We start from the raw sequence: 26,929 nt of genomic DNA on the forward strand, positions 1-26,929 counted from the left end.
GATCGATGAGCACCGCGACCGAGACCGACCAGGCATCCGGGCTGCCCGAGTTTCCAGGCGAGCGTTCGCCTCGCTGTCCTTTCGACCCGCCCGCCGACTACGCGAAGTGGCGTCAGGCGGACGGCCTGCGCCAGGCCGTGTGGCAGGGGCACACCGTCTGGGTGGTGAGCCGGTTCGAGGACATCAAGGCCGCCATGACCGATCCGCGGATCAGCGCGGACATCATCGGCCGGCTGCAGGGAGAGCCGCAGCGGGAGGGCGCGCCCCCGGTCTTCCCGCGCATGGACGACCCGGAGCACGCCCGGCTGCGCCGCATGCTGACCAAGGACTTCACCGTCAAGCGGGTCCAGGCGATGCGCCCGCGGATCCAGGAAACGGTGGACGACTTCCTCGACCGGATGATCGCCAAGGGCCGGCCCGCGGACCTCGTCAGCGACTTCGCGCTGCCCGTACCGTCGCTCGTGGTCTCGCTGCTGCTCGGAGTGCCGTACGCCGACCACGAGTTCTTCCAGCGGCACACCTCGACCATGATGAGTCTGCACCGCCCCCAGGCGGAGCGGACCGCGGCGACCAGGGAACTCCTCGGCTACTTGGGCGAACTGGTGGCCCGCAAGGAACGGGAGCCGGGCGACGACCTGATCAGCCGCCTCCTGCGCGAGCACGTCACCACCGGGGACATCGACCGCGGCACGGTCGCCATGAACGGCTACCTCCTGCTGAACGCCGGTCATGAGACGACGGCCAACATGATCGCCCTGAGCACCGCCTTCCTGCTGCGGAACCCCGCTGACCTGGCGAGGATCCGCGACGCCGAGAACCCTGCGCTGATCGCGGGCGCGGTGGAGGAACTACTGCGCCACCTCACCATCGTGCACAGCCTCGTCGCCCGCATAGCGGTCGAGGACGTCGAGATCGGCGGGCAGCTGATCAAGGCAGGCGAAGGCATCGTCATGAATCTGCCCGCGGGCAACCGGGATCCCGGATTCCTCCCCGACCCCGACGACTTCGACATCGGCCGCAACGCGCGTGGACACCTCGCGTTCGGCCACGGCACCCACCAGTGCATCGGCCAGACCCTCGCCCGCGCCGAGCTGGAGATCGCCCTGCCCACCCTGCTGCGCAGGCTCCCGGGGCTGCAACTCGCCGCTCCTTTCGAGGAGTTGAGGTTCCGCAACGACATGAGCATCTACGGCATCCACAACCTCCCCGTCACGTGGTGAACCCGATCCCGACCGAGAGGCGGCCATGACCGTCACGCACCCCAGGTCCTATCCGTTCCTGTCCGAGAAGCTCGACGTCGATCCGCTGTACGCGGCCCTGCGTCGGGAAGAGCCCCTGTGCCGGGTCCGGTTACCGTACGGAGAACCGGCCTGGCTGGCCACCCGTTACGAGGACGTGAGGATCGTCCTCGGCGACCCGCGTTTCAGCCGCGCGGCTGCCGTCGGCCGGGATCAGCCCCGCTCACGTCCCTACGCCGCCGGTGCCGAAGCGATGATCAGCCTCGACCCGCCGGAACACAGCCGGCTGCGCAGACTGGTGGCGAAGGCGTTCACCATGCGGCGGATCGAGCGACTGCGCCCACGTGTCCAGCAGATCGCGGACGAACTCGTCGACACGATGACGGTCGAAGGAGCACCGGCCGATCTCATCCAGGGCTTCGGGCTGCCGCTGCCCATCGCGGTGATGTGCGAGCTGCTCGGCGTGCCGTACGAGGACCGGACCGACTTCCGGCAGTGGGCGGACGCCTACCTGTCCACCACCAAGTTCACCCCGGAACAGGTGGCCGACGCCCGCGCCCGGCTCCGGGACTATGTGTCCGCGCTCACCGCCCGGCGCCGCGAGGAACCACGGGACGACCTGCTCTCCGCCCTCGTCGCCGCCCGCGACGACGAGGACCGCCTGTCCGAGGAGGAGCTGCTGACGATGGCCGAGACGATCCTCGTCGCCGGCCACGAGACCACCGCCACGCAGATCCCCAACTTCGTCTACCTCCTGCTCACCAACCCCGGCCAGCTCGCGGCCCTGCGCGCCGACCTCTCCCTCGTACCGCAGGCGGTGGAGGAACTGCTGCGCTACATCCCCGCCGGAGCGGGCAGCTCACAACCCCGCTACGCGCTGGAGGACGTCGAACTCGGCGGAGTGACGGTGCGCGCCGGTGAACCCGTGGTGGTCGACCGGTCCTCCGCGAACCGGGACGAGGCGGTCTACACCGACCCCGACGAACTCGACCTGACCCGCCGCGAGGCCCCGCACATCGGTTTCGGCCACGGGGCCCATCACTGCCTGGGCGCCCCGCTCGCCCGCATGGAACTCCAGGTCACCCTGCACACCCTGCTGACCAGGTTGCCCGGACTGCGTTTCGCGGGTTCCGCGGACGACGTCGTGTGGAAGTCCGGTGTGTCCACCAGGGGGCCTGAGCGGATGCCGATCACCTGGGACCTCGTATGACAGACCTGGGCTATGACGGGCGGGCCGCGGTGGTCACCGGCGCCGGCGGGGGGCTGGGCAAGGAGTACGCCCTCCTGCTGGCCTCGCGCGGAGCACGCGTCGTGGTGAACGACACCGGTGGGTCGACGGCGGGGGAGGGGACCGACGACGGCCCGGCCGAGGCCCTCGCCCGTGAGATCCGCGACCAGGGCGGCGAGGCGCTGGCGGACACGCACAGCGTCGCGACACCCGAGGGCGGGCAGGGAGTCGTCCGCACCGCACTCGACGCCTACGGCAGGGTGGACGTCGTCGTCAACAACGCGGGCATCCTGCGGGACGCGCCGTTCCACGACACCGTGCCCGAGGTGCTCGATCCGGTCCTGGACGTGCACTTGAGGGGCGCGTTCTTCGTGACGCGGCCCGCCTGGGCCGCCATGCGGGTGCAGGGATACGGCCGTGTCGTCAACACCATCTCCGCGGCGGGACTCCTGGGCACCGCCGACAAGAGCAACTACGGGGCGGCCAAGACGGGGCTGATCGGTCTCACCCGCGTCCTGGCGGCGGAGGGAGCCGCACACGGCATCAAGGCCAACGCGGTCGCGCCGATCGCGCTCACTCGCATGCTCACCCAGTCCATGGCGAAACCCGGAGTACCCGAGGTGTCCGCCGAGCACCGGACCGAGCCCGCGGCGAGCGCGATGACCGTGGACCGGATGAGAGCCTTCGTGGACCGACTGGACCCGGCGCTGGTCGCCCCGGTCGTGGCCTATCTCGCCCACGAGGACTGTCCTGTCTCGGGTGAGATCTACACGGTGGGGGCCGGCCAGGTCTCACGCTTCTTCATCGGCAGGACGAAGGGCTACTTCAACCCGACGCTGTCGATGGAGGACGTGCGGGACCACTTCGCCGAGATCCGTGACGAGACGGACTACACGGTTCCCAAGGACCCGGGTGAGGAGATCGCCGAGCTGTTCAGGGCCCTCGGCGGCGGGTAGATCAGCGCATCGCCCTGTCCGACGCCGCCGTGCGCAAGCGGTCCAGCAAGCCGTCCAGCGTGGTCAGGTCGGCCTCGTCGAAGCCCGAGAGCACGCCCCGCAGGTTGCGCGCATGGGCTGTGGCCGCCCGGTCGAGGACCTCACGGCCGGTGTCGGTGATGCCCGCGTAGGAGACACGGCGGTCCGTGGGGCACGGTCGGCGCTCGACGTATCCGGCGGCCTGGATCCGGTCGATCAGCCGGGTGATGCCACTGGTCGTGAGCGCGACCTCGTCGGCCAGGGCGCTCATGGTCAGCTGCCCGCCCTCCGAGCGGGCGAGCCGGATCAGCACTTCGAACCAGACATGTGGCAGCCCGGTCTCCTCCTGCATGGCCGCACCGAGGCGCTGTTCGAGCCTGGTGGACGCCTCCAGGAGGCGTCCGAAGGTGGTGATCAGACGATCGTCGATCGGGTGCGAGGAAGAGGCCATGAGGAGATTGTAGACCGAAATAGTTGCACAGTCAGATACTGATTGTTACTTTGTCAATATCTGATTCGTCAACTATTAGAGGAGTGCTGCCGTGACTGTGTCCGCATGGGATGGTGCGCCGTGAACGCGTTCGGCGCTCCCGTGGTGATGACCCGGGGAGACGCCCGGGCGCCCCTGGTCGTGCTGCTGCACGGCCGGGGGTCGCGCGAGAGCGAGATCATGGGGCTGTCCGACGTCCTGCCGTCGGAGTTGTCCTACGCGGCCGTCCGCGCGCCCATCGCCGAGCACGGCGGGTTCGCCTGGTTCGCCAACCGGGGCATCGGCCGGCCGGTCCCCGAGTCGCTGCGCGCCTCGATGGACTGGTTCCGCGCCTGGCTCGACGAGGTGGCGCCGCCCGGCCGTCCGGTGTTCCTCGTCGGCTTCAGCGGCGGTGCGGCCTTCGCGGGCGGTCTGCTGCTCGACGACCCGGGCCGGTACGCGGGCGCGGCGATCCTCTACGGCACGCTGCCGTTCGACGCGGGTGTGCCCACCGACGCCGCGAGGCTGGCCGGTGTGCCCGTCTTCGTCGCGCAGGGCGAATACGACCGGGTCATTCCGCGTGAGCTCCTCGACAGGACCTGGCGGTACCTGACCGTCGAGTCGGGGGCGCCGTCGATCGCCCGGCGCGATCCGGTGGGCCACGGCATCGCCCCGCAGGCGCTGGGGGTCCTCGCGGGGTGGCTCTCCGAACGTGCCGGGTTCCTGGCCCGGCCGGACGCCTTCGCTCCGGAGCCGGTGCGGTGGGAGTCGCTGCCCGACGGTCTCCGCGACCGCACCGGCCCGCGACCCGAGGTCAGCACGACGATTCCGCAGCAACAGCTCAGTGACAACGCGCCGGCGGAGTTGCAGGAGAAGCTGTTCGCTCGGCTCAGCGCGCTTGCGGGAGTGCACAGCAGCCAGTCGGTTCTCTCCGTGCCGGGCGCCCGCGGGTTCATGCTCGCGGGCCCGCGGATCGGACCGGCCGAGGCGTTCCTCGTACCCCGGGCGGGGGAGTTCGCCCACCTGCACCCCGAAAGCGACGGTTCGCTGCACGTGGCGCTGCCGGTGCACCTGGCAGCCGAGGCGATCGGGCACGGCTGGGCCGTGGCCCACCCGCTCGCCGGAATCCGGCTCACCCCGGGCATGGTGCTCGTGTACGGCCCCCGTGACGAGGCCGAACTCGACGTCGTGACCGCCATCGTCACCACGAGCCATGCGTGGGCGACCGGGAACACCGGCCCGGCGACGGGATGAGCTGATCCCCCCCCGGAGGACCGGGGACCGCCCGGCCAGGTGTCGGCTCGGGCGACCCCCACCTCCCCCTCGGGGGTGGCTACTTGGGTTACTTGAGCACGCGGATGGCGTGTTCCTCGACGTACTCCTTCATGCCCGCCTCGCCGAACTCCCGGTCGATGCCGCTCTGCTTGACGCCTCCGACGGGCATGCGCAGGTCGAGCGACTGGAAGGAGCGCGTGTTGACGACGAGCGCCGTGTCCGGCGTGCTCAGCGTTCGGGATCGTCCTGCGTGAAGTCGTGGAGCGCATCGGCGATCGCCTGACGAGCGGACGTCTCGTCGTCCTGTCGGGCGGGTCGATCGGGCCGGACCAGGCCCGTCCGGTAGGCGACGACGACGAGCTGGGCGCGGTCACGCGCCCCCAGTTTCGCCATGGCGCGCTGGATGTGGGTGCGCACGGTGTGGCTGCTGAGGTGCAGCCGGGCGGCGATGTCGCCGTTGGGCCGTCCCTCGGCGGCCAGCGCCATCACCTCCTTCTCCCGCGAGGTGAGTTCCGCGAGTTCGGCGGGCGGCCCGGGCCGGTACTCCGGGTCGGGGGCGGCCAGGAAGCGGGCGATCAGCGCTCGGGTGGCCCGCGGCGACAACAGCGACTCGCCGGCCGCGACCGTGCGGATGCCGGCCAGCAGTTCGTCGGCGTCGGCGCTCTTGCCGAGGAAGCCACTGGCGCCCGCGCGCAGGGCACGGGCCACGTACTCGTCCGTCTCGAACGTGGTGAGGATCAGGATGCGGGTTTCGGCCAGGTCCGGGTCGGCGCAGATGGCCTCGGTGGCGGCCAGGCCGTCGGTGCCGGGCATGCGGATGTCCATCACCACCACGTCGGGGCGGGTGAGCCGGGCCAGTTCGGCGGCCTGGCTGCCGTCCGATGCCTCGCCGACGACCTCCATGCCGGGCGTGACGCCGATGAGGATGGCGAATGTCTGGCGCAGCAGCGCCTGATCATCGGCGAGCAGCACGCGGATGGTCATCGCTCACCCCTGCGGTCCGGGTCCACCGGAAGTTCGGCGACCACTTCGAAACCGCCCTGCGGGCGGGGGCCCGTGCGCAGCCGCCCGCCCGCCGCCAGCGCCCGCTCGCGCATCCCGACGAGCCCGTAGCCGGGGCGGTTGCCATGGCCGTCGACGGTGAGGGCGGGTCGTCGTCCCCCGTCGTCGGTGACCGTGATGTGCAGCAGATCGGCGGTGTGGGCGAGGTGCACCCGGGCCCGCCCGCCGGCAGCGTGCTTGGCCACGTTGGTGAGCGCCTCCTGGACGATGCGGAACGCCGCGAGGTCCGTCCCGCCCGGCAGCCGCAGGGCCTCGCCCTCGGACGTCACCGCGACGGTGATCCCGGCGGGCTCGAACGAGGCGACCAGCGCGGGCAGTCGGTCAAGACCGGGGGCCGGTTCCACCGGGGACTCCGGGTCGTCGGCCTGGCGGAGCAGCCCGACGGTGGTCTTCAGCTCCTCCAGCGCCGCGGCGATGGTCCGGTTGAGGGCGCCGGCCATGGCGCGCGCCTGCTCGGGCCGGCTGTCCATCAGATGGCGTACGGTGCCGGCCTGGGCGTTGGCCAGGGCCAGATGGTGGGCGGTGACATCGTGCAGGTCCCGGGCGATGCGCATCCGCTCGGCGGCGACCCTGCGCTGCGCCTCCTGCTCGCGGGTCCGCTCGGCGTACTCGGCGCGATCCTCGGCGGCGTCGAGGTAGGCCAGCCGGAGCCGGGCTGCGCCGCCCAGCACCGCAGCCAGCAGCAGCCAGGCGAAGGTACCGATCACTTCCATGCCCATCGGCTCCCGGTGGGGGGTGGCGAGCAGCACTGTGCCCGTCAGGACCGCGATGGCGGCGGCGGTGCAGGTATATGCGGTACGAGGGCCGTTGCGCAGCGCCGCGAAGAACAGCGAGATCATGACGGGCGTCAGCAGCAGCGGGCTGAGGATGTAGCCCTGCTCGGCCAGGGCGACCGAGCAGGCCGTGGTGACCGCCACCACACCGCGCGGGCGGGTGCGGACACCCGCCAGCGCGGCACAGGCGATGCAGATGATCACATAGCCGGACCAGCGGGAGGCCGGCATCGGACCGCTGTCCACGCTGATCGTGACACCGGGGACGGCGATGAACACCGGCCCCAGCACCAGGAGCACGTCCGTGGTCAGCGGGTGGGCGCGAAGGCATCGCTGCCAGCGCACGAGCATGCCGGTGTCTCCGTCTCCGGGAGTCGTGGATGCGGTGGCCATGAAGCGACGATAACCGGAGCCCTATCGGCGCGTGTCGACCGTCTCGACCGTCTCGGCCACCTCGGGGATCCCGGCCGGACTGCGGCGCAGGCCCTCGCCCTCGACGTCCAGGTGCGGCAGGGTCCGGTCGAGCCACCGCGGAAGCCACCAGGCGTGTCGGCCGAGCAGCGCCAGCACGGCGGGCACGATCGTCATCCGCACCACGAACGCGTCCAGCAGGACGGCGGCGGCGAGACCGAATCCGATCATCTTCACCATGATCTGGCTGCTGGTCACGAACCCGGCGAAGACCGCCATCATGATCAGCGCGGCGGCGACCACCACCCGGGCGCTGACGTTGAACCCGGAGACCACCGCGGTCCGCGGGTCCTCTCCCCGGTCGTAGGCCTCGCGGATGCGGGAGACCAGGAAGACCTCGTAGTCCATGGACAGCCCGAAGGCGATACCGGTGAGGAAGATCGGCATGAAGGACTGGATGGGTCCGGTCGCCGGGACGCCGAGCACCGAGCCGAGCCAGCCCCACTGGAACACGGCCACCAGCGCGCCGAGACCGGCCAGCAGGGACAGCACGAAGCCGGCGGTCGCCTTGAGCGGCACCAGCAGGGACCGGAAGACGAGCAGCATCAGCAGGATCGCCAGGCCGACCACCGCGGCGACATAGGGCAGCAGCGCGCCGCTGACCTTGGCGGCGATGTCGATGTTGGCGGCGGTGAGGCCGGTGACGAGGTAGGTCGTGCCGGTGCCGGAGACGATGGCGGCGCGCCGGCCGCGCATCTTCTGCACCAGGTCGGTGGTCTTCTGTGCGTCGGGCGCGGTGGTGGGGACGACGCTGAACACAGCGGCGTCGCCGGCCTGGTCGGCCTGGGCGGCGGAGACGGTGGCCACCCCGGGCAGTGCGCCGATCTTCTTGGCGATCTGCACTGCGGCGGTCTTCACGTCGGAGGAGCCCTTGGCGGTGACGACCACCGCCAACTGGCCGTTGTAGCCGGGGCCGAAAGCCTTGCTGACGTCGTCGTAGGCGCGCCGCTGGGTGCTGGAGGTGGGCAGGATGGCGTTACCGGCCTCGCCGAGCCGCAGCTGGGAGGCCGGCACGGCGAGCACACCGAGGGCGACGACGGAGAACACCAGCACCGACAGCGGTCGGCGCAGCACGAACGCGGCCCAGCGGGCACCCAGGTTGGGCCGCACCGTCTTCTCGTTCTTCTCGTTCTTTCCGGTCTTCCCGCGGCGTTCGGCGCGGCCCAGCACGGCGCGCGGGAAGAACCCGAGGAGCGCGGGGATGAGCGTCACCGCCACCAGCACCGCCACGGCGATCGCCGCGGCTCCGGCCAGCCCGGTCTTGGTCAGTGCGGGGATGCCGACCAGCGACAGGCCGCCCAGCGCGATGACGACGGTCGCCCCGGCGAACACCACCGCCGATCCCGCGGTGCCCGCGGCGAGCGCGGCAGCCTCGCTCGGTTCGGCTCCACCGGCCCGTTCCTCGCGGTAGCGGGAGACGATGAACAGCGCGTAGTCGATGCTGACCGCCAGGCCCAGCATCAGCGCCAGCGACTGGCTGGTGCCGGACAGGCCCAGCGGCTTGGCCAGCGTGATGATCCCGGTGAGGCCGATCCCCACGCCGATGCCCGCCGTCAGCAGCGGCAGCCCGGCGGCGGCCAGCGAGCCGAAGGTGAGCAGCAGGACGAACGCCGCGATGGAGATGCCGAAGATGACGCCGGTGTCCGAGGCGGGCGTGTTGAGCGCGTCGCCGCCGACTTCGACGGTGAGGCCGGCGGCCCGTGCGTGGGCGGCCGCGTCCCTCAGAGTGGTGGTGGTGGCCGAGGTGAGGTCGTCCGAGGACACCTTGTACTGGACCTCGGCGATGGCGGTGGAGCCGTCCCGGCTCACCTCGCCGCCCTGGAACGGCGAGGTCGCCGAGCCGACCTGCGGGGAGCGGCTCGCCTGGGCGACGGTCTCGCCGATGGCCGTCCGGAAGTCGGTGGCCGTCATCTTCTGCCCGTCCGGGGCGACGAAGACGATCTGGGCGCTCGCGCCGTTCGGGTTGGCCTGGAAGGCGCGCTCCAACAGCTCGTTGGCCTGCTGGAACTCGGCGCCGGGGATCGAGTTGTCGTCCGCGGGAGCCGCCGGGGCGGCGACCGCGGCGGCGACCAGGCCGCCCAGCACGACAGCCCACAGCAGGGCGACATACCACCGGAACCGAAACGCGAACCGGCCCACCCGGTACAGAACAGCTGCCACGGCAAGATCTCCATCGTCCGATTCAGGGATGCCCGGCCATGGTGTCCGCGCCGGACCGGCCGCGCCGTCACTCAGCCGCAGTCAGCGGCCTACGCAAATCCGCGTACCCGGGCCCGCGGCCTACGTAGATCCGCGTATCAGCGCGCCGGGCGGTCGGCGAATGAGATGGGACGGCCATGCCATGACGCGCACCGCTCGGGACGCGCTCCTCGGCGTGTGGCCGGGCGGGGCCTGCCCGTTCGGCGTGCGGGGGTCCAACCGGGGCGGTGGGACGGTGCTGTCCTGGGCTTCGACCGTCACACCGGACGCGGGAGGCTGGGGGGCCCGAATGCCGAGGTGCCGCTATTCGCGACCGAGTCCAGGTGGACTCGCGCTGAGTGATCGGGACGGCGGCTGCGAAAACTCGCCCGAGGTGGCGGCAGTGCGGAACCGGGCGGAGTTCCTTCGAGTACGGCTCATCGGCGACCGCGAACAGATCAGGGAGGGTCCAGCCCAGCGGCCCGGCCACCGCGCAGAGCTGCTGCCACCGGTGCGGACTCGGCTCCCAGCGCGACACCATTCCGTACAGCGTGCTGAGGGACAGTCCCATGAACGGCAGTTCCCGGATGCCGAAGCCACGATTGCGGATCAACCCGTTGAGCGCGGCGGCGAATCCGGTCTCGGCGGGGCTGTGGGACAGCGAGGTCGGCTGCACGAAGGGTCCTGGGGCGGCGACACGACTGCGCAGGACCCGAGGACGATTGCGCAAGCCCCGTTGCGCATCGCCCGCCCACGGATGCGCAATCGGGCGGTGCACTCATGCACGGGGCGGGATCGTGCGCTGCGTGGTCGGGCCCGGCCATGAGCCCGACCACGGCAGCCAGAGGGTCATACAGCCGGACAGTCACCGTGGGTCGGGGCCCGTGGCCGTCAGCCTGGTCAGGGGCGCCGGGTGAGCTGACGGCATGGAACATGCAGGCCCCCGGCTCCGGCCCCGGTGCTCACCTTGCAGCGGTGGGATTGGTGGCTGCCACGGCTGCTCCGCGCCGTCGGCCGGGGTAATGGGGGGCGTGATGAGTGGCTTCAGGGCTGGCGTCCTGCCGTGGATCAGTGCCCCCAGATCGCCAACGGCTTGTTCCACGACAGCCGGATCTGGCACAAGGCGAAGGGGCTCTTCGACCCCGTCAAAACTCACCGGGACGGCTGGCAGGTGACGGTTGCCGCGCTGGTCGCGCTGATCACCCACAGCATCCGGACGCTGAGCCAGAACTGCTGCTCGCGTACGCGTACGAAGCCCGAGCGGCTACAGGTGCCGGGACCAGCTGACGTGGCTGCCGGGGTCCTGGACGGGGTGCCAGACGGGCGCGGAGGGGCCGTGGTGGATCAGGTCGGCCAGTGGCGCAGTCAGGACGGGGACCTCGCGCAGGAAGCAGGACCGCGCCGGGTCGGCGGCGGCCGTACGTAGGGCCTTGATACGGGTTGCGACACCGGCGGGTCCGGTGCCGTCCAGGACGAACAGCAGCCGCGGGAACAGGGGGTAGCGCTTGCCTTGCGCCATTCCTCCCGGGGAGGTTCCTGGCCGACCAGCCGATGCCGGGCCATGGGCACGGGCACGTACCGGTGGAGGCGGGCGTAGCCGGGGAGCTTGGCGGCCAGGCGCTCCGGGCCCATGGTGGCCCGATCGACCTCCACGAACGCCCGCAGCATCGCACCGCCGTCGCCGCCTTCGCCACCGCGCCGGTAGAACATGAGGGCGTCGGGCATGACGGCCTCGCCGCTCCCGAGCGGGTGGTAGGTCTCCGGCATCCAGTCCAGCGGCCGGCACAGCTCGCCGCGGCGCCGTGCGTCCTCGAGGAAGGCGAGCGCGGTCTCGGTCACCGTCAGCGCGTGACCGACCCGCAGGCGCGCGGCGGTCGGCTCGGACGCCGTCTTCGACCGCCGCACACCCCGCAACTCCGGCCACTCCGACGCGATCCGCACGCCGTACTGGGTGGGGAACCACACCCGCAGCCGTCCCGCGCGGGGCAGTGTGATGCGCTCGACCAGGCCCTCATCGCGCAGCTTGGCCAGCCGGCGCCGGGTCTGCTCGATGCGCACCTGGGGAGCGATGACCCGGTGCATCTGCTCGGTGGTGGCCATCCGATACTGCACCAGCACCGCCAGCGCCGGCCGGTCGCCATTGCCTGCGTCCACGTGTCTCATCGCCATCCGCTCGCTTCCCGTCCGGCACGGCGCCGTCCTGGCCCCGCGCCTACCAGACAGGTCAGCAGCCGGCTCCCACCAGACCACCGACCACGAAGGCCCGACCGCGGTCACGATGCGACAACGCCCTTGCCGACATCCCCTCTACGCCCCCGACCACGCCGCCCACAGCAGGAAGAAGGTGGGTGGGGGTGGGGCAGGTCGGCCGGGTGGCGCGCGAGGGGATCGGGCGCCCGCTGGTCCCTCGCGCGCGACGGCGGGGCCGCGCGCGACGCCGAGCAGACCAAACTGCCCGGGCGGTGAAGCCAGGGATCGCAGCGGGTCTGTGCCGACTGCGTGCGGCACAGACCGCGCCGGGCCCTCCCCGTACCCCCGCTGCTCACGAGCGCATGTGGAGGGCTTTCGAGATCAGCGCAACGTTCCGCACGCTGCTTCGCGTCGGCACCAAAGGCTGTTGTCCACGAACGAAAGGCGTACCTGCTTTCGACTTCGCCATCACACCGGCCGACTAGCCGCTGCTGTCGAAGCTGATCTCGTCGGGTAGCGCGTCACCTTCGACGCATGGCCCGGCTGCCACGACCAGTTGCCGATTGGCAAGCCTGTTCAGGACATCAGCCCTTGATGGGGCCGCCGTTGATGGCGACGCGCTGGCCGTAGCGGGCGTAGGGGTAGTAGTCGTATGTCGCATGGTGCTGGACGCAGCGGTTGTCCCAGAAGACGAGCGTGCCCGGGGTCCAGCGGACGCGGCAGTGCAGGACCGGCCTGCGGGCGATGATGTCGAAGAGCGCGTCGAGCAGGGCCCGGCTCTCGTCGGCGGAGAGCTGCGGGATGCGGCTGGTGTAGGCCTTGTTGACGTACAGCAGTTTGCGGTCGGTCTCGGGGTGCCGGGCGATGAGCGGGTGTTCGCTCTTGGGGATGACGTAGTCCGCGGGCGGTGTGTATCCCGCCAGGGCCTGCGCGCCGTCGTGTATCGCGGTCAGCGGGTCCAGCAGGGCGCGCATGGCCGGTGAGAGCATGTCGTAGGCGAGGTGCATGTTGGCGAAGAGGGTGTCGCCGCCGCATCCCGGCTCGGGTATCTCGGTGATGTAGAGCATCGACCCCAGCGACGGTTCGGCGTCGGCGGTGCCGTCCGCGTGCCAGCCGTTGCCCGCCACGTCCGCCGCGGCCGACGTCGTGCGGATCTCCAGGATGTGGGGATCGCCCTCGGGCGGCGGCGGGTTGACGGGGCGCAGTTCGCCGAAGGCGGCGGCGAAGCGCTTGTGATGCTCGGCGGTGATCGTCTGATCGCGGAAGACGAGGACGTGGTGGTCGCGGAAGGCGGCCCGGATCTCTTCCAGTTGCTCCGCCGGGATCTCCTGCGACAGGTCGACGCCCGAGACTTCCGCTCCCAGAACGGGGGTGATCCGTTCGACGGTGAGCGTGCGGTAGGGGTACGCGGGGCGCGTGGTCACCGCTTCCAGTGCTTCGCGTTCGTATGACTCCATGTCAACCTCCGGAGGGGGATGGGGTTTACAGGTCGGCGGCCCCGCGGGCACCGGCACCCGGGGCCGCCAGCGTCGCCCTGATGGTCTCGGCCACCGTGTTCACATGGGGTGCCGCGACAATGCCGTAGTGGTCCGTGGGCAGATACCTGAGGACGGCGGACGGGGGCAGGCAGGTGTTCCACTGCCGGTCCGGCTCCTGAGGGTCTGCGGGGGTGGGCATGCCCGCCGTGGGGTGTTCGGCCAGCCACAGATACGTAGGGACAGAGACGAGCCGCCGTACGCGATGTTCCCCGAGGCTGCGCAGGTTCGCGCGGCAGCAGCGGGCCAGCCTCTCGGCGTACGCCTGTGCGTGCTCGGTCGGCAACGAGGGGGCTCCGGTGCCGAGTTCGGCGGCGAACACCCTTTCCAGGTGAGCCTCGTCGTAGGCGGTGACCAGCGCTTTTGCCTGGGGCGGTGGCGGATCCAGAAGGTAGAGCGCTTCCAGCGGCTGGCCGGCCGACTCGGCGAGGCCCGCCATCTCCATCGCCACACGGGCGCCGTAGGACCATCCGGCCAGGTGAAGCCGGTGGTCCGGTCCGCCGAAGCGCTCACGTAGTTCGGTGTCGTAGTGATGGGCCCGCTCGGTCAGTGACCATGCGGGCATCTCGGTGTCGCGGAGTGCCGGGTCGGCGATGAGGCACACCGTCGGCGCGGGTCCGAGCGCTGCCACCAGGGAGCGATAGGCCTGGATGTCTCCGCCCACGGGGTGCACCAGGCACAGGACGGCCGAACCGGTTCCCTCCTGCCAGATGTCGAGGACGACCCGGGAGGTGCCTCCGGCCGCCTCGGTGGTGGGCTCGGCGGAGGTGAGGGCCGCCTCGATGTGTTTCAGGATCTCCGTGAGGCTGACGCGGTGACTGAAGGAGGCCAGGTCGAACTCGACGCCGTAGTCGTCCTCGATCTGGGCGATCAGGCTGATCAGGGTCAGCGAGTCGGCGCCCAGGTCGTAGAGGGAGTCCTCGGGGTCCAGTTCGTCCACGCCCAGCAGATCCTGGATCACCCGGGCCATGGCGTCCGCTCGCTCTTCGGTACTGCCGGCGTTGGAGGCTTCCTCCTTTCCGCCTGTCGGGTGCACCGGTCCGGAGCGCGAGGACCGATCCGCGATCCCGGCAGGAGCGTAGAAGGCTCGGGAGACCTCGATGTCGGTGGTGGACACGAGGAGTTGAGGCAGTTGCAGGGCGAGGGCATGGGCGAAGACCGCTTTGCCTTCCTCGACGGTCAGGCCGACCGCGAGGTGGGCCTGATGGCGGCTGTCCGTGTTCAGGACCCGGGTCGCCATTCCGGTCTCGCGCCAGATGTCCCAGTCGATGCCGATCCGGACGGTCGTCTCCGTCTCGGTGGCCCGGTGGTGGGCGAAGCCGTCGAGGAGGCTCGCGCCGGCCGCGTAGTCGCTCTGGCCGACACCGCCGAGCAAGGCGGACATCGAGGAGCAGTAGACCGCGATCTCCGGGCGGAAGGCTCCGATCAGGTGCTCGACGACGAGTGCGCCCCTCTCGCGGACTGCGGCGGCGTCGCGCATCGCGGTGGCGTCACGTCGTACGAGCAGCCCGCCGTGTCCGAGACCGGCCGCGTGGATGACGCCGTCCAGCCGTGACGTGTGGTCGGCGACGGCCGCCGCCACTTCGTGAACGGGCATGGTCGCGAGATCCGCCGGGACGAGGCCGATGCGGTCGGCCCATCCATTCAACTCCTCGGGCAGCCGCGGGCTTCTCGACAGCAACAGGACGCGACCGCGGGTGTGTTCGAGAAGCCAGGCGGTGATGGCGCGGCCTATGCCGCCCGTGCCGCCGAGCACCAGGTGGACGGTGTCCGCTCCGGCCGGTACGAGGGACTGCGTACCCTCCGGCTCCGGTACGGGTATGGTGCCCGGCCGCCACCAGTAACCCTGCCGCAGCGCGAGCTGGCGCGGTAGGGCCGGTCCGTCGGGATGACCGGCCTCACGTGTTCCGGCGACGACCGAGGCCACGTGTCCGGCCCAGCGGGTGAGGTCGCCATCGGGGAGGTCGAGCCAGTGGCCGTTCAGGACGGACTCCTGATGGGCGACCTCGACCGGCCCGGCGAGGAGCGCCAGTTCAGGTCTGTCCACCGTTCCCGCCACGGGCCGGGCGCCGTACGACAGCCACCACACACGTGGGGAGCCGTTTCGCCCGGTCAGCGCCTGGGCCAGGGCCGCCGTGCTGTCCATGCAGGTGTGACGGGCGTGTTCCAGGGTGCCGGGACCGACTGGCCCTGTCACGTCGAGGGGCAGGGCGTGCACCCACTCCGTGTCGATGGAGGCCGGGGCGCCGTCCTCGGACAGCGCATCGAGCAACTGACGCAGCGACGCCGGATCGGCGGGGTCCGCGTCGTAGGCGTCCGGTCCTCTGCGGGCGAAGGCGCCGGCCGGGTGCACCCGTATCACTCGCGACGCCACCGCCTTGAAGGGCGCGAGCGCTGTCCGAGGAGTGCTCTCGGAGGCTACGACGACCACGGCGGACGAGCGGCCGGCCGGCACGGTGGTGTCCGCGACGGCGGCACGGCGCAGCCGGACCCAGTGCGGCTGGTGCAGCCAGTTCTCCCGGGGCAGTCGCCCGGGTGCGGCGGCCGGGGCCTCGCGCGGGTCCTCGGGCAGTCGGTCGAAGTCGTGTTCCGCGAGGGAGAAGGACGGGGGCGGGAAGTCCCAGGGGGCCGGAGCGGGGCCTGCCCCCCAGTCGACGGGGCTTCCGGCGGCCCAGTCCTCAGCGAGGTCATGGGCCGTGCGACCGTCCGCGGAGACCGTCACGGCGTCCGGGTCCGCGGTACCCAGCGGCACCGCTCCTGTGGCCACCGCGCGCAGCCAGCGTCCGGCCGCGGCGGCGTCCGTCACGGGTGCAGCGGTCCGCAGGCGGCGAGCGACCCGCCCGGCCTGGAGATGCCGCAGCACGAACCTGTGGCGCTCCGGGTGCAGTTGGAGGTAGTCGGCGATCCGAGCGGCGTCCGCGGCGAGAGCGTCCGCGCTGGAGGCCGACAGCACGAGGCAGTCGGGTACCTCGCGGGTCGCCACCGGTCCGGGCGGGACGTCCTGCTCCACGATGACGTGGGCGTTGGTGCCACCGATCCCGAAGCTGCTGACCGCGGCCACTCGTTCGCGTCCCTCGGGCCAGGGCGTGGCTTCGGCCGGGATGTAGAAGGGAGTGGGATCGGGGCCGATCTCCGGGTTGAAGGCACGGAAGTTGAGGTTGGGCGGGAGCACGCCGTGGTGCACGGCGAGGACCGCGCGTACGAGGCCCACCACACCGGCGGCCGCGCCCATGTGGCCGAGCTGGCTCTTGGCGGAGCTCAGAGCGCAACGTCCGGACTCACTCACGTCGAACGCCTGTCGTAGCGCCCCCACTTCGACCGGGTCGCCCAGCCGGGTGCCGGTGCCGTGGGCCTCCACATAGCCGAGGTCGGCGCCCGTGCGTCCGGCGCGGGACAGGGCGGTCCGGATCACCTCCCGTTGTCCGGCCAGCGACGGTGCGGTGTAACTCATCTTCGCCGCACCGTCGTTGTTGATCGCGGAGCCTGTGATGAGCGCGTAGACGGTGTCGCCGTCGCGCCGTGCCTGCCGCAGCGTTTTGAGGACCACGACGCCGACGCCGCTCGCGCCGACCGTGCCGGTGGCGTCGTCGCTGAAGGGCCGGCAGTCACCGTCCGCGGAGAAGATGTGCTGCGGGCGGTAGCGGTAGCCGCCGGTCAGCCCGGGGTCGATGAGTACTCCTCCGGCGAGCATCACGTCGGCTTCGCCCTGCCGGAGCAGACCGGCGGCGAGGTGCACGGCGACCAGAGAGCTGGAGCAGGCCGTCTGGGCGCTGAAGGCGGGGCCGGTCAGCCCGAGGTGGTACGCCACCTTGGTGGCCAGGAAGTCCTTCTCATGATGCAGGGCGAGCTGGAAACCGTCAGGCAGCCGGTCCGGATCCGCCTCGCGCAGCAGGGACTGGAAGTAGGTGTTCTCGCCGGCACCGGCCACCAGGCCCACCCGGGTGGCCGAGGTGTCCGCCACTCCGGCGTGCGCCAGGGCCTGCACGCCGGCCATCAGCAGGTGACGCTGCTGGGGGTCCATCAGACGTGCCTCTTGGGGGCTGATGCCGAAGTGGCCCGGGTCGAAGTCGAGCATGCCGTCGAGCGTGCTGTGCGCGCCGACGACTCCTTCCGGCGCGTCGATGCGGCGGATTCCGGTGCCGCCGGAGACCACCAGCTCCCAGAAGGCGGCCAGGTCCGGAGCGCCGGGCACCCGTACCGCCATGCCGACGACCGCGATCGGCTCGCCGGGTTCGGGGGTCCCGTCATTCTTCGCGGCCGACGGGGTGAGCGGCCGCGGGGCGGTGAGGTGGCGGGCCAGGGAGCGGACGGTGATGTGCTCGAACAGATCCGCGACGCTGAAGCGGAAACCGAGTGTCGTGGTGCAGCGCAGGTGGAAGCGCATCAGAGTGAGACTGGAGGCACCCGCCTCGAAAAAGGTCTGGTCCGGTGCGATCACCGACCCGGTGACCTCCTCGAAGGCGGTGCTGAGGCGCTCCTCCTCGGCCGACAGGCCCGTGCGGGCGATCGCGGAACGACGTATCTCTTCCCCCGGTGCCCGGACGACCGCCTGCCGGTCCAGCTTGCCGCTGGGTGTGCGGGGCAGTCTCTCCAGCCTGCGGAAGCGGTTCACACGTACGTAGGAGGGCAGAAGGGCGGACAGATGCGCGGTCAGGTCGTCGGCGGACGGTGCCTCGCCGCGGATCTCCAGGCCGGCCGTCAGCCGGTCGCCGTCACGTGTGACGACGGCGTTGACCACCGCCGGATGGCGCAGCAGGGCCGCCTCGACGGAGCCGAGTTCAAGCCGGTGTCCGCTCAGTTTGACCTGCTGGTCGTCGCGGCCCGCGTAGTGCAGCAGGCCCGCACGGTCGAAGAACGCCCGGTCACCGCTGCGGTAGAACAGTCCCGCGCCGGGGAGTTCGACGAATCGGGTGTCGTCGAGCGCGTGCTCGTCGAGGTAGCAGCGGGTGGTCATGGTCCCGCCGATCAGCAGCTCGCCGGTGCACCCGGTCGGGACCGGGTCGCCCTGGGCGTCCACCACACGCAGATCGGCGCCGGCCACCGGGCGTCCGACGGCGGGCCGCTCGGGCCACTGCCCAGGATCTCCCTCCAGGAACAGGGCGCTGACCACGTGCGTCTCGGTCGGCCCGTAGTGATTGAACAGCCGCGCGCCGGGGAGTCCGGCGAACCAGCGCCGAATGCTGTCGGTGCACACCAACTGCTCGCCCGCGGTGACCACTTCGCGCAGCCGGGAGGGATACCTGTTCAGGCGGACGGCGTACTCGGCGAGCAGTTGCAGGGCGACGTAGGGCATGAAGATCCGCTCGGCGCCCGCGGAGTCCAGCCGGTCCAGGAGCGCGGGCGCGTCCTGACGCCACTCGGGACGTATGAGCTGGAGGCTGCCACCTGTGCACAGTGTCCCGAAGATCTCCTGGAAGGACACGTCGAACGCCAGCATCGAGAACTGCTGGGTGACCGCGGGGGCGGTCAGGCCGCCGGGGCCGGACTGCCACCTGATCAGGTCGCACAGGGTGCGGTCGTGGATCTGCACGCCCTTGGGGACACCGGTGGAGCCGGAGGTGAACAGTGTGTACAGGGGGCGGGCGCCGTCGTGCGTCGGCGTGTCGACCGTGCGTCGGTCATACCTGTGCCCGTCGTACGACGCACTCGTGCCGTCGCCCGTCCGTGACGCCGGGTCCACCGGTGCGACGAGGTGGCGCATCACACCGTCGGGGAGCAGCGTGTCCAGCGTCGGTGAGCTGTCCTGCGTGGCCAGGACGCACAGCGGGTCGATCTGTTCCAGGACGCGGCGCAGCACGTCGGCCGGGTAGGAGGGGTCGAGGGGGACGGCGGTGACGTTCAGCCTTGCCAGTGCCAGCAGCGCCACCACGTGTTCGGCGGAGGGATCCAGGTACAGGGCCGCCCGGCAGGGGCTGCTGTCGGCAGGGATCGGGTAGCGGTCGGCCAGTTCCGTGGCCAGGGCCGCGGCACGGGCGTCGAGGACCGCGTAGTTCAAGGTGCCACCGTCGGCCGTGACGACGGCGGGGGCGTCCGGAGTGCGGGCGACCTGCCGGCCGAAGCCTTCGGCGATCGTGGTGAAGCCGGGTTCCGGGGCGGGTCCGCGCCCGTGCTCCGGAAGGGACCTTCGGTACGGCACGACGAGTTCACGGGCGGTGGAGCGGCCACCGGCCGCGAGCGCGTCCACGCCCCGCCGGAACAGCTCCGCCATCGCCTCGACGTCCTCGCCGGTGAACCGGTCCTCGGCGTACTCCCACAGCACGTCGAGTCCGTCCGCGTGCTCGACCACGGAGACCGTCATCGGGCACTTGGCCTCCGGCGCCGCCCACCACAGGGGGCGCTGGGCGCAGCCGGGCAGCCGCAGCGCCCCGAAGTCGGTGTTCTCCAGGACGAACAGGAAGTCGAACGGTGTGCTGTCGCCGACGTCCTCCCAGCCGGTCAGGACGTCTGCGAGCGCCACGTCCTGGCGTCCCAGTACCTGCCCTGTGTCGGTCCTGGTGCGGGCCAGGTGTGAGCGCAGGTCCGCACCGGGTGCGACGGTCAGGGGCAGCAGCACGGTGTTCGCCATCATGCCCGCGCTGTTCTCGAACTCACGCACCGGGCGGCCCGCGACAGGGGCGGCGATGCGCGGGCGGACCAGACCGGTCACGCCGTACAGGCACCAGGAGAACACGCTCAGCAAGACCTGGAACCGGGTCAGCTCGAACTCGGCGCTCAGCTGGTCCACTTGGGCCTGCCGAACGACGTCGAGCGACGTGTGCAGCAGGTGCGCCCGCGGTGCCGGACCCGTGTCCTGGGCGGGCAGCGGCTCCTGCGGCTCTTCCAAACCCTCGTAGAACGCGAGGAGTTCATCGCGCTGCACCTGGTAGGCCGTGCTCGCGAACCGGTCGCTCTGCCAGACGGCGAAGTCCAGCGGGGTCGGAGCGGGTGCCTCGCGGCGGTCGCTGCCGGCGTAGGCGGCCGACAGGTCGTGCAGCAGGATGCTCAACGACCAGCCGTCCACGGCGATGTGGTGCAGGTGCAGCAGGAACGTGCCGCCGCCGTCACGCGGCAGCCAGCAGGCACGGAGCATGCGGGGGACGGCGAGGTCGAAGGGCTCGGCGAAGAAGGTGTCGGCGAAGGCGTGCGCTTCTTCCTCGTCCCAGGCCTGCTGGGGGCCCGGCTCGTGCCAGGGGTCGTACGGCTCGCCGACGGTCTGCTCCAGGCCGTCCGGCCCGAGGCCGAAGCTCGTCCGCAGCGCCTCGTGGCGTGCCACCAGGCCGCGCAGCGCTTGCCGGAGGGCAGTGGTGTCGACGGGTCCGTCCACGCGGAAGGCCTGGTTGACGGAGTAGGCGCGGGAGTCCGGGGTGTGGCGCTGTACCAGCCACAGCCGCTGCTGTTCGCTGGTGGCGGGCGCCGAGCGGGCACCGGAGACCACCGGTGCCGGCAAGGCGCTCTCCTCGCCGGGACTGGCCGTGGTGAGGGTCCGGGCGACGGCGGCCAGGTCGCCGTGCAGGACGGCCGCCTGAGTCAGCTCGCGGCCCCATTGCTGTCGTACGGCGAAGCAGAACCGGAGCGCCTTCAGCGAGTCACCGCCGCTGGCGATCCACCGGTCGCCGAGCCCGAGGCCGGTGGCGCCGAGTATCTCCTCGGCCAGTTCGACGACCCGGCGCTCCGTCTCCGTCGCGGCCGGTCCGTCGGAGCCGGAGGCGGCGGGCCGCCAAGGCCGGTCGGCCTGCCGCAGCAGGGCGGCCTGGTCGACCTTGCCGTTGGCGTTGAGCGGCAGCTCGGCCACGAGATGGATCTGGTGGGGGCGCATGTAGACGGGCAGGCGGGTCGTCAGGTGGCTGTCGAACTCCTCGTAGGACAGCTCCTGATGCAGAACGACGAACGCCAGCAGTTCGTTGGGCCCCTCCTGGCCCGCGCGGCGCGTGCACACGTAGGCCCGCTGGACCGCCGGGTGGGTGAGAACGCGCCGTTCCACCTCGCCGGGCTCGATCCTGAAGCCACGGACCTTGACCTGGCGGTCGGTTCGTCCGACGTACTCCACCAGGCCCTCGTTGTCGGCCTGTACGAGATCACCGGTGCGGTAGTACCGCTCCTCGCCACCGTCGAGCCACGGCAGCCGCACGAAACGCCGCTCGGTCTCCTCGGGAAGGTTGCGGTATCCGACGGCGAGTCCGGCTCCGCTCAACAGGAGTTCGCCGACCTCACCGGGCGCGGCGACCCGCTCCTGGCCCGGTACGACCAGGACCGCACCGGTCTGCGGCAGGGGCCGGCCGATCGGCACCACGTCCCCGTCGAAATCCCGCGGGATCGGATGACACAGGGCGAAGGTGGTGGACTCCGTCGGCCCGTAAATGTTGAACAGACGGGTGTCGCTGTCGGCGTTGTCCCGGTACCAGCGGCGCATCACCCGGGGGTTGAGCTGCTCACCGCCCACAAGAACCTCGCCGGCCGCGGCGAAGCAGTCCGGCACGGCCGTGACCATCGCGTTGAACAGCGCCGTGGTGATGAAGACGGTGTCCACGCGCTCGTGCCGCAGCGCCGCGGCGAGCCGCTCGGGAGTCTGCACGTCCCCGTCGCGCAGGACCACGCAGCAGCCACCGGTCAGCAGGGGCGCCCAGACTTCGAAACTCAGTGCGTCGAACGCCGGATTGGCCAGGCAGGCGTAGCGCAGACCGGGCTCGGCGCGGATGTATCCGGGCTGTGCCAGTCGCTGGACTCCGGCGTCACGGACCTCGACTCCCTTGGGCTGCCCCGTGGTTCCGGAGGTGTAGAACAGGAAGGACACCTCGCCGGGGGCGGACGGTGCCTCTACGGCGGCAGCGGCGTCCGGAAGTCCGGGCAGAAGGGCGTCCGCGGCGAGCGCCTTCACGTCCTGCGGGCGCTCGGTGACGCTCTCGATCGTCTCGTACACCAGGGCCACCGCGGCGGAGTCCCGGAGGATGAAGTGACGGCGTTCGGCGGGGCTCTGCGTGTCGAGGGGCACGACCTGCGCTCCCAGCCGCAGGATGCCCAGCATCACGCAGACCAGCCGCCACGACCGCGGCAGCGCCACTGCCACGGCTTGCCCCGCGGTGACGCCCCGGCGCCTCAGCTCATGGGCGACGGTGGCGGCTGCCACGTTCAACGTCGCGTAGTCGAGGCTGACTTCGCCGTCGACGACCGCCTCGGCGTGTGGTGTGCGAAGGGCTCGGCGGTGAATCTCCAGGGCTGTCCCGGCCGGGACGCTCACGTCCTCGGCCACGTCGGTGGGGGACGTTTCGACGTGCGGTTTCATCGTGCCTCCGACGTGCCTGAAGGTGTGGTGCGCTCCGTCTCGCCCCGGCCGGGGGCGGATGTCAGCCGGTGCAGTTCGGCAGTGAGGACGGCGGCGACGCGGGGCAGTTCGTCGCTCTCCAACATGTCCCAGTGACCGCAGGCAACCGGCTCGACCACGAACTCACCGCTGACGCGATGCCGCCAGAACGCGCGTAGACGAGCGGCGGCATCCTCGACGTCCGCGTCTTCGTCCTCCACGGCCGTCGCCTGCATCAGCACGACACGGGCGGGCGATTCGGGTACGGCGTAGTCGCGCCCGGTCTCGCGATGGTGGTTGTAGACGTTCAGGTACCGGGCCACCTGGTCGTCGTCGATACCCGGGTACATGCCGTTGAAGCGCACCAGCTTCTCCCGGAACTCCGCCATGCCGACCGGCGCGATCGCGGCGCGCTGTTCGTCGCCCTGGGCACCGTGGGTGTCGAGGAGGACCACGCTCACCTTCTCGTGCCCGGCCGCCACCAGGCGGCGGCCCATCTCGTACGCGATCAGACCGCCGTAGGAGAGCCCGCACAGCACCAGTGCCTCGTCGGCGCGGGGACCGACGAGCCGCAGATACTCCTCGGCCATCGCCTCGACACCGGGCAGGGTGGACTCGCCGGGATTGATGCCGGGCGCCTGGAGCCCCACCACGCCGATGTCGTCGGCCAGTTCGGCGGACAGTGGCAGGTAGCAGAACGCGGTGCCGCCGGCGGGGTGCACACACACCACGCGCTGTCGGCCGCCGCCCGCACGGAATTCGACCAGGCTGCCGGGTTCCGCACGCTGTGCGGCATTGCCGCGTACTCGCTCGGCGAGCGCCTCGATGGTGGGGTGCAGCATGACGTCCCGTACGGGCAGGGCGACGCCGAGTTCCTCCTGGACGGCGGACGCCATCTTGATCGCCGATATCGAAGTGCCGCCCAGTTCGAAGAAGTTGTCACCGATTCCGATGTCCGGGTGCAGCAGCACCCCGCGCCAGACCCGGTACAGGGCCATCTCCACATGGTCGCGGGGTGCGGCCGTGTTGACCTGCCCCGCGCGGGTTCCCGCCGCGGCGCGCAGCACCTCCGCCCGGTCCACCTTGCCGCTGCGGTTCAACGGCAGTCGCGGGAACTCGGCCACCACGGCGGGGATCATGTAGTCCGGCAGACGGTCCTTGAGGGCCGCACGCCACTCGTACGGCATCCGCGTGGCCTCGGCGTCACATCCCACGCCGGCGACCAGCTGGGGGCCACCAGGTGTGTCGCGATCGGCCAGGACGACGGCCTCCCGCACCCCGGGGACCGCCAGCAGCGCCGCCTCGACCTCGCCGGGTTCGATACGGAAGCCGCGCAGCTTGAGCTGGTCGTCGCGGCGGCCCACGTACTCGGCGTTGCCGTCCGGCAGCCAGCGCGCCAGGTCGCCGGTGCGGTAGAGGCGTTCACCGGGGACGAACGGGTCGGGCACGAAGAGTTCGTCGGTGAGGTCGGGGCGGTTCAGATATCCACGGGCCAGACTCGCTCCGCCGAGGTAGACCTCTCCGGGAACTCCCACGGGTACCGGGCGCATCCGGTCGTCGAGCAGGTACAGGCGTGTGCCACGCAGCGGCCGCCCGATCGGACACGACCGCTCGTACGGCTGTGGGTCGGTGTAGGCGGTGGAGTAGAGCGTGGCCTCGGTCGGGCCGTAGCCGAAGCAGATGCGCAGGCCGGGCAGCAGCTCACGCATGCGGTGCAGGGTGCTCTCGGGCAGGGATTCCACTCCGGTGAGGAGCTGACGCAGGCTCGATCCGGCCAGGCGTGCGGCCGGGTCCTCGCCGATCCACAGGACGTAGGACGGGGGCAGAAAGGCCTGGGTGACCTTGCGTTCGCGCATCCAGTCCAGCAATGCCCCAGGATCTCCACGGAGTTCGTCGGGAACCAGGTGGAGCACGGCGCCGGTCGTCAACGGGACGAGGAGTTCGTGCACCGACGCGTCGAAGCCGACGCTCGACCAGGCCGAGGACGCCTCGCCGGGGGCATCCCCCATGAGCTCACGCCAGTGGTCGAGGAGATTGACGACGCTGCCGTGCGTCACCGCCACGCCCTTGGGGCGGCCGGTCGACCCCGAGGTGTAGATGACGTAGGCGAGCCGGGTCCGGTCCGTGTCGATGGCCGGCGGCTCGTCGTGCGTCCCCTCGGCCTCCACCTTCGCCAGGTGCTCCCACAGCTGTCCGTCGTCGTCCGCGGTGTCCCTCTGGTCGGTCAGCACGAGGACCGGTGCGGCGTCGCTCACCATGGCGGTGAGCCGCTCCGGGGGCTGGCCGGGGTCGAGGGGCAGGTAGGCGGCTCCGGACTTGAGGATCCCGAGCACGCCGATGACGAGTTCGGCCGTACGTCCGGCGTGCAGGCCCACCACACGATCGGGACCGGCACCGCGGGCGATCAGCGCATGGGCGAGACGGTTGGCCCGGCGGTCGAGTGTCGCGTAGTCCAGCTCCGCGTCATCGGCCACCACCGCACACTGCCCGGGTCGGTCGCGGACCTGCGCGGCGAAGCGCTCCAGCACGCCCTCCGACGCCGGGTCGGCCACGGTGGGCCCGGTGCTGAAGTCGGCGAGGAGCGCGCGCTGTTCGTCCTCGTCGAGCAGCGTCAGATCGGCGATCTCGGCATCGGGCCGCTCGGTCATCAGACGCAGCACGCGGAGGAATTGACGTATGTACCGTTCCATCGTCGCCCGGTCGAACAGCGCCACCGCGTAGTCGATCTCCCCGGTGAGGTGCCGGCCCTCGTCGGCCAGGGCCAGGACCATGTCGAACTTCGCGGGTACGTGAGCGGCGTCTACCCGCAACTCGACCTCCAGACCTGGAAGTTCGAGTTCCTTCCGCATGGAGGGGACCCAGGCGAACATGGTCTGGAACAGGGCTGTGCAGGCGGGGCTCCGCGGCGGGTTGACCAGTTCGACGACTCGCTCGAAGGGGAGGTCGACGTGCTTGAGGGCGTCACGGATCCGCTGGTTCACCCGCTGCAGGGCGTCCTTGACGGTGGGCGAGCCGGAGAGGTCCGCGCGCAGGGCGAGGGTGTTGACGAAGAAGCCGATCAGACCCTCGACGTCCCCGCGTCGGCGGTTCGACGTGGGGGCGCCGACCACGATGTCGTCCTGCCCGGAGAGCAGGGACAGCAGCACGGACCAGCCGGTGAGGACGGTCGCGTAGAGGGAGACATCGTTGTCGGAGGCCAGCGCGCGCAGGGCCCGCGTCAGGTCCTCGTCGACGGTCACGGGCAACCGGTCGCCGTGGAAGTCCTGTTCGGGCGGGCGGGGCCGGTCGGTGGGCAGGGAGATCACGGCCGGGGTGTCGGCCAGTGCGGTGGTCCAGTAGTCGGCGTGCGAGACCTGCTCGTCTCCCGACATCCACTCCCACTGCCAGCGCGTGTAATCGCTGTACTGCCAGGTCAGTTCGGGCAGCGAGACGTCCTGCCCCTGCTGAAGCGCGGAGTACACCAGGCCCAGCTCTCTCAGCAGCAGGGAGCGGGACCAGCCGTCGAAGACGATGTGATGTGCCATCAGGATCAGTACGTGATGGTCCGGTTGGAGCGCCATCAGGCAGCCGCGTGCCATGGGCTCCTCGCCCAGGCGGAACGGGGTGCCCTCCACCTCCAACCGTATGCGCGTGAATCGTTCGGCCCGGTCCGGCAGTTCCGTCAGATCCTCGAAGGTCACCGGGAACCCCGTGTCCGGCGGATCGACGACTTGAAGAGCCGAACCCTCGGAGGGGACCAGCCGGGTGCGCAGGGCCTCGTGCCGGGCCGCGAGCAGATGCAGCGCCTTGATGAGCAGGTCCCGGTCCAGCGGTCCTCGGATATCGAAGGGCATCGGCTCGTTGTAGGCGGCGCTGGCGTCTCCGTCCATGCGTGCCATGACCCACAGACGTTCCTGCGCCAGTGACAAAGGCGCGGATTTTGTCTCTTCGTCGGAATGATTACTGACTGCGATTCGGGGTAAAGGCACGGATCACCCTTCACGAGAAGAGAACGCGGCGGAAATCAGTTCCGGCGTCCCCGGAGTATCAGACTGACGTCCGGAATGTGTGCGTTGCAATCCAAGTGCGATCTGAAAACAATGCGTACGGGTCTAGGCTCTTCGGCGGGACCCCGGCTGGGGCGATCGGCTATCCGGCCAGGTCAATGCCATCGTCGCACTGTTGTGCGAACAGCATGGAGGGCCGGTCGTTCCAGATTTCGAACCGGACTTTCACGGACTCGGCGGCGCTTCGCGCAAGCTTCCGAAAGTCGCCATGTG

Annotated in this window: 13 protein-coding genes; 5 read left to right on the plus strand and 8 right to left on the minus strand. The window is 70.9% G+C overall.

Translation table 11 applies throughout. The features are described 5' to 3' along the window. Positions 1–5 precede the first annotated feature (5 nt). The 3 genes from ACZ69M_RS43215 to ACZ69M_RS43225 are packed head-to-tail and all read left to right on the plus strand — an operon-like array spanning position 6 to position 3,422. The gene (locus ACZ69M_RS43215) at positions 6–1,220 is read left to right on the plus strand and encodes a cytochrome P450 (RefSeq protein ID WP_470058826.1); all 1,215 of its coding nucleotides are present in this window, start codon (positions 6–8) and stop codon (positions 1,218–1,220) included. A 25-nt stretch (positions 1,221–1,245) separates the two neighbouring features. After that, entirely contained in the window at positions 1,246–2,448 is a 1,203-nt protein-coding gene (locus ACZ69M_RS43220; RefSeq protein ID WP_470058828.1) for a cytochrome P450, read from the plus strand. Next, complete coding sequence (locus tag ACZ69M_RS43225; RefSeq protein WP_470058830.1) at positions 2,445–3,422, plus strand: SDR family NAD(P)-dependent oxidoreductase; 978 nt, start codon at positions 2,445–2,447, stop codon at positions 3,420–3,422. The genes ACZ69M_RS43220 and ACZ69M_RS43225 overlap by 4 nt, the downstream gene beginning before the upstream one ends. 1 nt (position 3,423) lies before the next feature. On the opposite strand, the gene ACZ69M_RS43230 is transcribed toward ACZ69M_RS43225, so the two are convergent. Next, positions 3,424–3,891, minus strand: coding sequence for a MarR family winged helix-turn-helix transcriptional regulator (locus tag ACZ69M_RS43230; RefSeq protein ID WP_470058832.1), 468 nt, complete (start codon positions 3,889–3,891; stop codon positions 3,424–3,426). Positions 3,892–3,996: 105 nt separating this feature from the next. Between ACZ69M_RS43230 and ACZ69M_RS43235 the strand changes: the two genes are divergently transcribed. After that, the gene (locus ACZ69M_RS43235) at positions 3,997–5,163 is read left to right on the plus strand and encodes a luciferase domain-containing protein (protein WP_470058834.1); all 1,167 of its coding nucleotides are present in this window, start codon (positions 3,997–3,999) and stop codon (positions 5,161–5,163) included. 249 nt (positions 5,164–5,412) lie between these two features. Here the strand turns inward: ACZ69M_RS43235 and ACZ69M_RS43240 are convergent, their stop codons facing one another. The 3 genes from ACZ69M_RS43240 to ACZ69M_RS43250 are packed head-to-tail and all read right to left on the minus strand — an operon-like array spanning position 5,413 to position 9,650. Beyond that, positions 5,413–6,168, minus strand: a complete 756-nt coding sequence (locus ACZ69M_RS43240) for a response regulator transcription factor (protein ID WP_470058836.1) — start codon at positions 6,166–6,168, stop codon at positions 5,413–5,415. Further along, entirely contained in the window at positions 6,165–7,412 is a 1,248-nt protein-coding gene (locus tag ACZ69M_RS43245) for a sensor histidine kinase (protein WP_470058838.1), read from the minus strand. Before ACZ69M_RS43245 ends, ACZ69M_RS43240 begins: the two co-directional genes overlap by 4 nt. Positions 7,413–7,433: 21 nt before the next feature. Further along, a complete protein-coding gene (locus tag ACZ69M_RS43250; protein ID WP_470058840.1) occupies positions 7,434–9,650 on the minus strand; it encodes an MMPL family transporter in 2,217 nt (738 codons plus the stop codon). A 1,081-nt stretch (positions 9,651–10,731) separates the two neighbouring features. Between ACZ69M_RS43250 and ACZ69M_RS43255 the strand changes: the two genes are divergently transcribed. Next, the gene (locus ACZ69M_RS43255) at positions 10,732–11,094 is read left to right on the plus strand and encodes a hypothetical protein (RefSeq protein ID WP_470058842.1); all 363 of its coding nucleotides are present in this window, start codon (positions 10,732–10,734) and stop codon (positions 11,092–11,094) included. Here the strand turns inward: ACZ69M_RS43255 and ACZ69M_RS43260 are convergent. The 4 genes from ACZ69M_RS43260 to ACZ69M_RS43275 all read right to left on the minus strand — a co-directional run bounded on the left by ACZ69M_RS43260 (position 11,034) and on the right by ACZ69M_RS43275 (position 26,638). Continuing rightward, positions 11,034–11,822, minus strand: a complete 789-nt coding sequence (locus ACZ69M_RS43260; RefSeq protein ID WP_470058844.1) for a replication-relaxation family protein — start codon at positions 11,820–11,822, stop codon at positions 11,034–11,036. The genes ACZ69M_RS43255 and ACZ69M_RS43260 overlap by 61 nt on opposite strands. 620 nt (positions 11,823–12,442) lie before the next feature. Beyond that, a complete protein-coding gene (locus ACZ69M_RS43265) occupies positions 12,443–13,315 on the minus strand; it encodes a TauD/TfdA dioxygenase family protein (RefSeq protein WP_470058846.1) in 873 nt (290 codons plus the stop codon). Positions 13,316–13,340: 25 nt separating this feature from the next. Then, the gene (locus tag ACZ69M_RS43270; RefSeq protein ID WP_470058848.1) at positions 13,341–22,652 is read right to left on the minus strand and encodes an amino acid adenylation domain-containing protein; all 9,312 of its coding nucleotides are present in this window, start codon (positions 22,650–22,652) and stop codon (positions 13,341–13,343) included. After that, on the minus strand, positions 22,649–26,638 hold the full coding sequence (locus ACZ69M_RS43275; RefSeq protein WP_470058850.1) for a non-ribosomal peptide synthetase: 3,990 nt from the start codon (positions 26,636–26,638) through the stop codon (positions 22,649–22,651). The genes ACZ69M_RS43270 and ACZ69M_RS43275 overlap by 4 nt, the downstream gene beginning before the upstream one ends. Positions 26,639–26,929 lie beyond the last annotated feature (291 nt).

The sequence above is a fragment of the Streptomyces sp. NPDC107454 genome, from assembly GCF_055582885.1.

Coding starts and splice junctions, on each gene's coding strand:
- ACZ69M_RS43215 (WP_470058826.1), top strand. CDS start 6: ATGAGCACCGCGACCGAGACCGACCAGGCATCCGGGCTGCCCGAGTTT.
- ACZ69M_RS43220 (WP_470058828.1), top strand. CDS start 1,246: ATGACCGTCACGCACCCCAGGTCCTATCCGTTCCTGTCCGAGAAGCTC.
- ACZ69M_RS43225 (WP_470058830.1), top strand. CDS start 2,445: ATGACAGACCTGGGCTATGACGGGCGGGCCGCGGTGGTCACCGGCGCC.
- ACZ69M_RS43230 (WP_470058832.1), bottom strand. CDS start 3,891: ATGGCCTCTTCCTCGCACCCGATCGACGATCGTCTGATCACCACCTTC.
- ACZ69M_RS43235 (WP_470058834.1), top strand. CDS start 3,997: ATGGGATGGTGCGCCGTGAACGCGTTCGGCGCTCCCGTGGTGATGACC.
- ACZ69M_RS43240 (WP_470058836.1), bottom strand. CDS start 6,168: ATGACCATCCGCGTGCTGCTCGCCGATGATCAGGCGCTGCTGCGCCAG.
- ACZ69M_RS43245 (WP_470058838.1), bottom strand. CDS start 7,412: ATGGCCACCGCATCCACGACTCCCGGAGACGGAGACACCGGCATGCTC.
- ACZ69M_RS43265 (WP_470058846.1), bottom strand. CDS start 13,315: ATGGAGTCATACGAACGCGAAGCACTGGAAGCGGTGACCACGCGCCCC.
- ACZ69M_RS43270 (WP_470058848.1), bottom strand. CDS start 22,652: ATGAAACCGCACGTCGAAACGTCCCCCACCGACGTGGCCGAGGACGTG.